Annotated in this window: 6 protein-coding genes; 1 reads left to right on the top strand and 5 read right to left on the bottom strand. The window is 40.6% G+C overall.

Features of this window, described 5'->3' with window-relative positions; genetic code table 11:
• The first annotated feature begins 224 nt into the window (after positions 1-224).
• Positions 225-2,498, top strand: coding sequence for a substrate-binding domain-containing protein (locus CIL02_RS03795; protein WP_094399210.1), 2,274 nt, complete (start codon positions 225-227; stop codon positions 2,496-2,498).
• 396 nt (positions 2,499-2,894) lie between these two features.
• Here the strand turns inward: CIL02_RS03795 and CIL02_RS03790 are convergent, their stop codons facing one another.
• The 5 genes from CIL02_RS03790 to CIL02_RS03775 form a co-directional block, all read right to left on the bottom strand.
• Complete coding sequence (locus CIL02_RS03790) at positions 2,895-3,209, bottom strand: heavy-metal-associated domain-containing protein (RefSeq protein WP_240513516.1); 315 nt, start codon at positions 3,207-3,209, stop codon at positions 2,895-2,897.
• 49 nt (positions 3,210-3,258) lie between these two features.
• Complete coding sequence (locus CIL02_RS03785) at positions 3,259-5,262, bottom strand: TonB-dependent siderophore receptor (protein ID WP_094399208.1); 2,004 nt, start codon at positions 5,260-5,262, stop codon at positions 3,259-3,261.
• Between the two features lie 201 nt (positions 5,263-5,463).
• Positions 5,464-5,598, bottom strand: coding sequence for a hypothetical protein (locus CIL02_RS16850; protein WP_256387548.1), 135 nt, complete (start codon positions 5,596-5,598; stop codon positions 5,464-5,466).
• A 148-nt stretch (positions 5,599-5,746) separates the two neighbouring features.
• Entirely contained in the window at positions 5,747-6,151 is a 405-nt protein-coding gene (locus CIL02_RS03780; protein WP_094399206.1) for a hypothetical protein, read from the bottom strand.
• Between the two features lie 21 nt (positions 6,152-6,172).
• Positions 6,173-7,177: a hypothetical protein gene (locus CIL02_RS03775; protein ID WP_094399204.1), complete on the bottom strand. Its 1,005-nt coding sequence runs from the start codon at positions 7,175-7,177 to the stop codon at positions 6,173-6,175.
• Positions 7,178-7,371 lie beyond the last annotated feature (194 nt).

Below are 7,371 nucleotides of genomic sequence, written 5' to 3'. Positions count from 1 at the left end.
CTTGGAAGTCCGAACAGAGAAGTTAAGCCCGCCATCGCCGATGGTACTGCAATGCAATGCGGGAGAGTAGGTAGCCGCCTTCTTTTATCAGGGCTCCGAGGACGAATGTCTTCGGAGCCCGTTTTTTGTTATATTCTGAGATTTATTCTATATATTTTTTTATTATATTTTGTTATATAAGATTAATTTTGTATTTTTGCATTAGAAAACTTATATGATGACCTATGAAATTAACCTGTAATCTTTATACCAATAAATTGATACGTTTTTCTATCAGTTTTGCTTTTCTATTCTTATTGAGTGGATGTAGCAAACCTGGTAGCCCATATTTTGTTGGTATATCGCAATGTAGTGAGGATATATGGCGATACAAACAAAATAAGGAATTAGAGATGGGTAGTTATATTTTTGATAATATCAATTTGGAGTTAATGTCTGCTGATGACAGTGATCAACTTCAGATACAGCAAATACAAGAATTTGTCGATAAGAAAGTAAATTTGCTTATTGTTGTTCCTAACTCTACTAATAAAGTAACGGATGTTCTTGATAAAGCATATGACCGTGGTATTCCGATTATATTATTTGATAGAAAGACAAATAGCGATAAATTCACCGCTTTCATGGGTGCAGATAATTATAACATAGGGCAGACCATGGGAAAATTAATCGCAGATCATATGAAGGGAGCTGGCACTTTAGTAGAGATTACAGGTCTTAAAGGATCCTCGCCTGCCATTGAACGACACAATGGATTCATAGACGCTTTAAAACAGTATCCTAGAATTCGTGTGATTTCCTCTGAGCTGGGTGATTGGACAGAAAAGAGCGGAGAGAAAGCAATGGAGGAAGTTCTCCTAAAGTATGATGGTCATATAGACTGTCTTTTTGGTCATAACGACCGTTTGGCGATTGGTGCTCGTAGGGTTGCTATGTCTCATGGAATAAATAATATTATTTATTATGGAGTTGATGCTCTGCCAACACCTGGCGGTGGAATCGAACTTGTTCAGAAGGGCATTCTTAGGGCATCCTATATATATCCTACGCAGGGAATAGAACTAATGCGACTTGCCAAGAAGATACTTGAAGGGCAATCATTTGAACGTATTAACCTGCTTCAATCGGCTATTGTTGACAAAAGTAATGCAGACTTGATGCTGACGCAATACAAAGAATTAGAGAGAACAAATGTTGATATTGAGATGCTTAAGGGCAAGATAGACGTTTATTTCTCGCAGGTAAATGTGCAGCGTAAGGTGATTACTTTCTTTACTATCCTTGTTATTCTTGTTATATTACTGGCTTTGCTTGTTTATCGTTCATACCTTGTTAAAACAAGACTCAACTATCAACTAAAAATAGTTAATAATAAATTAGAAGAACGTAATACAGAACAACATAAACTTTACAAGCAACTGGAAGATATGGCGGATGCTAGAATGGTTTCCTTCACAAATGTGGGACACCAACTTCGCACTCCACTAACTTTGATTTCCGGACCAGTAGAACAGCTGAAATGTGATACATCATTAAAGAAGGAACAGAGACAGCTTGTTGATATGATGCATCGCAATCTTGGTAATTTGTTAAAATTGGTAGATGAGATTCTTGATTTCAGAAAAATAGGCATTGATGAACCTAAAGCTATAGGTAATGATACTTTACCAATAGCTCCCTCAACTGATGATTTGGTTAAGTATGATTTAATCGATGAAACTACAGTTGAAAAACCAGAAGTGTTAGTAGTGGATGACAATGCTGATATTAGGGAACTGCTGAAAACTATTCTGCAGGATATGTATCGAGTAACATTGGCGGATAACGGAGAAATGGGACTGAAGAAAGCGAAAATGCTCGTACCAGATCTTATAGTCAGCGATGTGATGATGCCTGTGATGGATGGTTTGGAGATGTGTCGCATGATAAAAAACGACTCCGTCACCTGTCACATTCCCGTTCTTATGTTGACAGCACGTACATTGGAGGAGCATAGGGTGGAAGGATATGCACATGGAGCTGATGCTTATCTCACCAAACCTTTCTCGGCTCAGGTGTTATTGGCCCGAATATGTAATCTTCTGTCTACACGAAAAACTCTTCGCAAGGTATTTGCAGAGAATGTTGCTGATAGCTCGTCACAAGTCATTGAAAATATAGATGAACAGTTACAGACGTCTGACAATACATTCATTAAACGATTGCGTGATACCATTCAGCAAAATCTTTCGAACTCGGATTTCAGCGTAGAGCGTATTGGTGAAGAGATTGGTATGAGTCGTGTACAACTATATCGCAAGGTTAAGGCTCTTACAGGTATGTCACCAGTTGAATTGTTGAGAAAATCAAGAGTGGAAAAAGGAAGGCATCTCTTGAAAACAACAGATCTGTCAATATCAGAGATTGCTTATGATACCGGCTTTACTTCACCATCTTATTTTTCCAAATGTTTTAAAGATGAATTTGGAATGAGTCCTGGAGAAGTACGACAAGGATGAGGAAAATAGGACACTTCTAACCAGCAATACATCCAAAGTGAGGGTATTCATCGATGCAGATGAGGTATAAGGGAGTGGAGCTGATGCCCAATTAGCCTTACATCCTGCTTGACTTGTTGCGCATGTAGTCATTTATGGATATGGCTATAAATATGTATATGGCAACGAACTCCATCTCTTCGTGTCGGATATTCCATCGTCAATGCCGCAATCAGCGGGAAACTAACATAAAGCATGGTGAGTGCAATGAATTCCATCGAACTGTGTTATACAGTCATTGCCATACTCGGGCTTCTCTATACGGCATATCCCATGAACGATGCGAGGAGTCCGTTTTAGAATCCCAAAAACAAATAAGCCCACGTATGGGTAGCGATAGTCGGAATGCCTTTTCCGTCATTTCTTGTTGCTCACTTTCTCTATGCTATAACCAATGTTTTCAAAAGCCTTGACGAAGTCCTGGTAGTTGCTTTTCTTAGGTTCATACACTATTGTCACAGTCTGGTTGGAAATTGATGTGTCAATCTTCTTGACTCCCTTTACAAAACGTATGTTGCCTTTGATTTTCTTCTCGCAGTTAGAACAGTGCATTTGTGGAGTTGTGGTTATCTGCAGAGTGTCTGCCGACTTTGCTTTCTGTGCGAATGTCGTTATGGAGACAATCGCTAATGCCATGGTGATGATAATCTTTTTCATTGTTCTTGTTTTCATTATTGTTATTACTCTTAACCTTTCAAAGTTTTCAAACCCTTCAAAGCTTTTATACCTTTAACCTTATTCCAATATATCCCATTGCACCATTCAAAGGTCCCCATATTTGCGTAGCATCGAATGATGATTGCCAAGGATTTGATGCGCTGCGGACAGCATTGTCTATAGTATAGTTGGTGAGGTTCTCTCCGCCTATATATAAGTCGAAGTGACGAAACTCCCGTGTTATCTGTGCCTGCAACTGGAAGTAGGCTGGATAGCGGCTGCGGTCATATAGCTCACCTCCACCGTTTATGCTGCCAGTTATGTCAAAATGCCACAGTTCAAGAGGAGTCTTATATCCCATGGTGAGCAATGCCTTATAGCGTGAGGTGAGCGGACGCCTGCGAAGTGTACCGTCGTAAGTGGTACGGGAGTCTATATACCTGAATGCTCCTGTAGCGATAAACCCGTCGAAGAGAGGGTAGGTGGCATCTATCTGTGCAGCATGAGTATAGCTCTTGCCAGAGAGGTTCTCAAATGCGAAGGTATTGGAGCCAGCAGCTCCGTCAGGATTTATAATCAACTGGTTTTGGAAGTCTGTGTAATAATAGTCGATATTTACCTCGAGGTCTTTGTCGGCTATCGGCAGACGTAACGATGCAGACATGCCCATGTTCCAAGCCTCCTCCTGTTTTAGCTTATCGTATGCTATGAATGTCTTTCCGCTTGCCAATAAAGACACATTCTCAGCCAAGGCATGTGGCAAACGGAAGCCCTTTCCTGCAGAAGCGCGCAATGTGAGATACTCCCAGGGAGAATATTTTATGTGGAGGCGTGGAGTCCAGAACTCACCATGCTCAGTGGAGTAGTCCCACCTTACGCCTGGCATGATAGTCAGTTTGTCACCATATTTATATGTATATTGTGCATACAGACCATAAGTCGTTTCGTGAGGATTTCCAAAGAGGTTGCCCTCTTCGCCCTCTATAGGATTGAACAGCTCAAGACTTTGACTATAGGTGTCGTGGTTTACAGACGCTCCTATGCTCAAGTTGTGGTCATGAGCCATGTCTGTCTCAAACATCAGTTGCGCATATCCGTTCTTTTGGTTGACATCATACATGGTTTTCCCAAACAAGTTTTCGGCATCATGTATTGAACCGTTAAGCATGAGTGCGAGCGAAGTGTTATGGTCTGTATTGAGGGTAAATCCATTCTTCCATTGCGCCTCAAAGCGGTTGGTAGTTACTTCTATCCCATAAAACTCCACATCTGCATGATGATGGACGTGATGGCTCATCCCACTCGTCCGCTCGTCATGCAGAGCCTTGATGCTCAACTGGCTTATCCATGTGGGCGACACATAAGCCATGCGCCACATGCTGTTGAACTGCTGTAGTTTAGGCATGTCTATAAAGCCATCTCCGTTGTCGTCGTGGTCTGTCTGCCTGTTCTCGAAATGGAGTAGTGCGCTGGTAGATAGCTTCTCTGTGACATGTATGCTTCCGTCTATGTTAACCTCCTGTTTCAGGTCGCTGTCAAGATATGCGTTCGCCCTAACCCCATCAGTGCCTTGAGGCTTTAGAAACTCTACATTAATCTGCCCCGTAGTGCTCTCATAGCCGTTCTTTACGCTCGATGCCCCTTTGCTCACCTGTATGCTCTGCATCCATGGTCCAGGCACATAGCCAAGAGAGTAGGGGATTGATGCCCCTCTGAGATTGGGCATGTTCTCTGTGAGCATCTGTACATATGTGCCACTGAGTCCCAGCAGTTTAATCTGTCTTGCTCCTGTTGCAGCATCGCTATATGACACATCCACCGATGGGTTTGTGGTAAACGATTCCCCAAGGTTACAGCAAGCTGCTCGTATCAGTTCCCCCTTCCCTATAATCTCTGTATTGGTGATGCGATGCAAGGACCTGCCCCCATTCCTCGCCTTTACCGTTACGTCTTGCAGGGTATGGCTATGTTGAATGCTGTCTATGGCAATGCTATCTGTCTGTCCTGTTGCATTGGTTATCGTTGAAAAAATAAGAAGTATAGTTGCCGTTATCTTTTTCTTATTCATGTATCAGCTATTTTTTTATGCAAAGATACAAGTAATGTGACGGAGCAACAAGAATATGCATACCTTTTTTAAAATTTTGCGACTAAAATACCGTGATTATGTGATGCTTTTGACTTAGCCACGTTTAAACGACAATGTGAGCAGTTATAATATCTGTTCTTTATTTACATCTTGTAGTGATAATATGTATTCCGTGATAGTTCAACGTCGATATGCAATCTGATATTCCTGAAGTTTATCTTTTCTGTCGAGACCGCTGAGTTCTGCTATTCTACCTGCGTTGATAGGCTGACCTGCTTCTTTCATTGTTGACAATACTTTTTCTTTTGCGTCCATAGTTTTGATGATCATTAAGGGAGGATTTGTTAGTCAGTCATACGTACAAAAAAATAAAACCCCAGATTAAACTGGAGATTTATTGCACCGTTTATCCCAAGAAGAAATGAACGTTGTAAAGGAAAAGATTTTCTTATTATCTTTGTGTTTACCGCTTTGTAACTTCTACTATTGATTTTACTATAGTCTCCCAATCTCTATAGAGTAAGCAATCAATATTTTGTTTTCTCTTTTCAAATGCTTCTAAGATAGAATCGTGTATGTAAAGGAAGTTTCCTGCTCCCATATAGTATGTATTCCAATATTCTGGTGCACCGCCAGAATCAATAATGCCAGGTGTACATTTGTCAAAAGGAAATATTTCATTTAAGATGTCATCATCCCATTCATGTGGACCATAGCAATAATTCAGATGGTACAATTTACCTTTCTTATCCATAAATTGTATTCGTCCTCCTTCCCCCATAGCTCCAGAATATGCATAGGTGCAAGCTATGAGTTCGGTAGGAAAATGATCTTTATAATTATCTGGTGTAAGTTCTATAGTGTTCATAGTTTGCGTTATGCTATTAATCTATTGATTATCAGTGTTTACATAGTCACTTGGTTGAAGGTTGAATGATTCATCTACTGCTATCGCTCCTTTTGTTCCAAGGAAACTGGCATTGCGCGAAGCGTACCCCTGTGCTTCCATAAGGCACTCACTAATCAACTCTGCGGTGAAATCCGTAGGCTTCAATAACCCTCTTTTACCTAAAGCGTTGATTAAAGTGGCTGTTGTCCAGTCTCCACAGCCTTCTGTGTCAACAACATTTTCATTCAATACAGGTGGTAGTTCTATCCACCCCTCACCTCTGAGATTGAATCGCACGCCTTTGGATCCAAGTGTCTGGATAATAAGTTTATCCTTTAATTCGTCAACAAAATCAACGTTTTGGATAGTTTCGTCAGAGAACTTCACAATATCACTCTCCTTCATGCATTTCATGAATTTAGAGAAATCGTTACCTCTTGTACTTTGAACCTCGTAATAGACCAAAACACCTTTTTCTCGCATATATTTACCAAGTTCTCGCCATGCAGCAGTTACTCCCTCGTAGAAATACACATCTGGCAGAAAATCAAGGCTTTTGATAAATAAAGGTAAAGTAGCATCATTTCCCTTCACAGTAAATGCCTTATCACGAGGAAAACCGCTTCCTGGTGCATGACGCTTTGAAAACTTACGAGTTGGACGACCTTCTTCATCAAGGCAATGGATTACCTTCAGGCAGTTCGTTCCACCATCAGGACTATTGTTGACAAAACGAGTATCACAGCCATAGCGAAGGAAGTCTTTGGTCATCTGTACTCCCTGAGCACTATCATCAAACAGAGCTATAGGACAGGAATGCCATCCCAAATAACCTAGGATGCACATGACATTACCAGGGTTACTGCCTATTTCCTCCATAACCACCTTCTCTACAAATCTGTTTCTTTTGCCTGGAATAAAACCATCTGGGTATTCTCTTTTGACGATAGTATCAAAAGCGAAGGAACCAGTACCTAATACACTTAATGTTTTTTTCTTGTTCATTTCATAAATCTTTTAATTGGAGATGCAAAGTTACATGATACTGTTAAAAATGCCAATTAGGTTATACGTATAGTTTAATTAAACATGCTACCCAAATCTTTGTCTGTGGTGTTTTCTCGACTTAACAGAAATGAATACGACTGTTGCTTGTTGGTGTTCATATCAATCGGTTCAACATGCCAACCTTTCTTGCT

Source organism: Prevotella sp. P3-122 (assembly GCF_002251365.1).
Taxonomy (GTDB): domain Bacteria; phylum Bacteroidota; class Bacteroidia; order Bacteroidales; family Bacteroidaceae; genus Prevotella.
This window is presented reverse-complemented; position numbering and strand designations above follow the sequence as displayed.

Bases quoted from the DNA above. Each gene is read 5' to 3' on its own strand.
- CIL02_RS03795 (WP_094399210.1), top strand. From the start codon at position 225: ATGAAATTAACCTGTAATCTTTATACCAATAAATTGATACGTTTTTCT.
- CIL02_RS03790 (WP_240513516.1), bottom strand. From the start codon at position 3,209: ATGAAAACAAGAACAATGAAAAAGATTATCATCACCATGGCATTAGCG.
- CIL02_RS03785 (WP_094399208.1), bottom strand. From the start codon at position 5,262: ATGAATAAGAAAAAGATAACGGCAACTATACTTCTTATTTTTTCAACG.
- CIL02_RS16850 (WP_256387548.1), bottom strand. From the start codon at position 5,598: ATGGACGCAAAAGAAAAAGTATTGTCAACAATGAAAGAAGCAGGTCAG.
- CIL02_RS03780 (WP_094399206.1), bottom strand. From the start codon at position 6,151: ATGAACACTATAGAACTTACACCAGATAATTATAAAGATCATTTTCCT.
- CIL02_RS03775 (WP_094399204.1), bottom strand. From the start codon at position 7,177: ATGAACAAGAAAAAAACATTAAGTGTATTAGGTACTGGTTCCTTCGCT.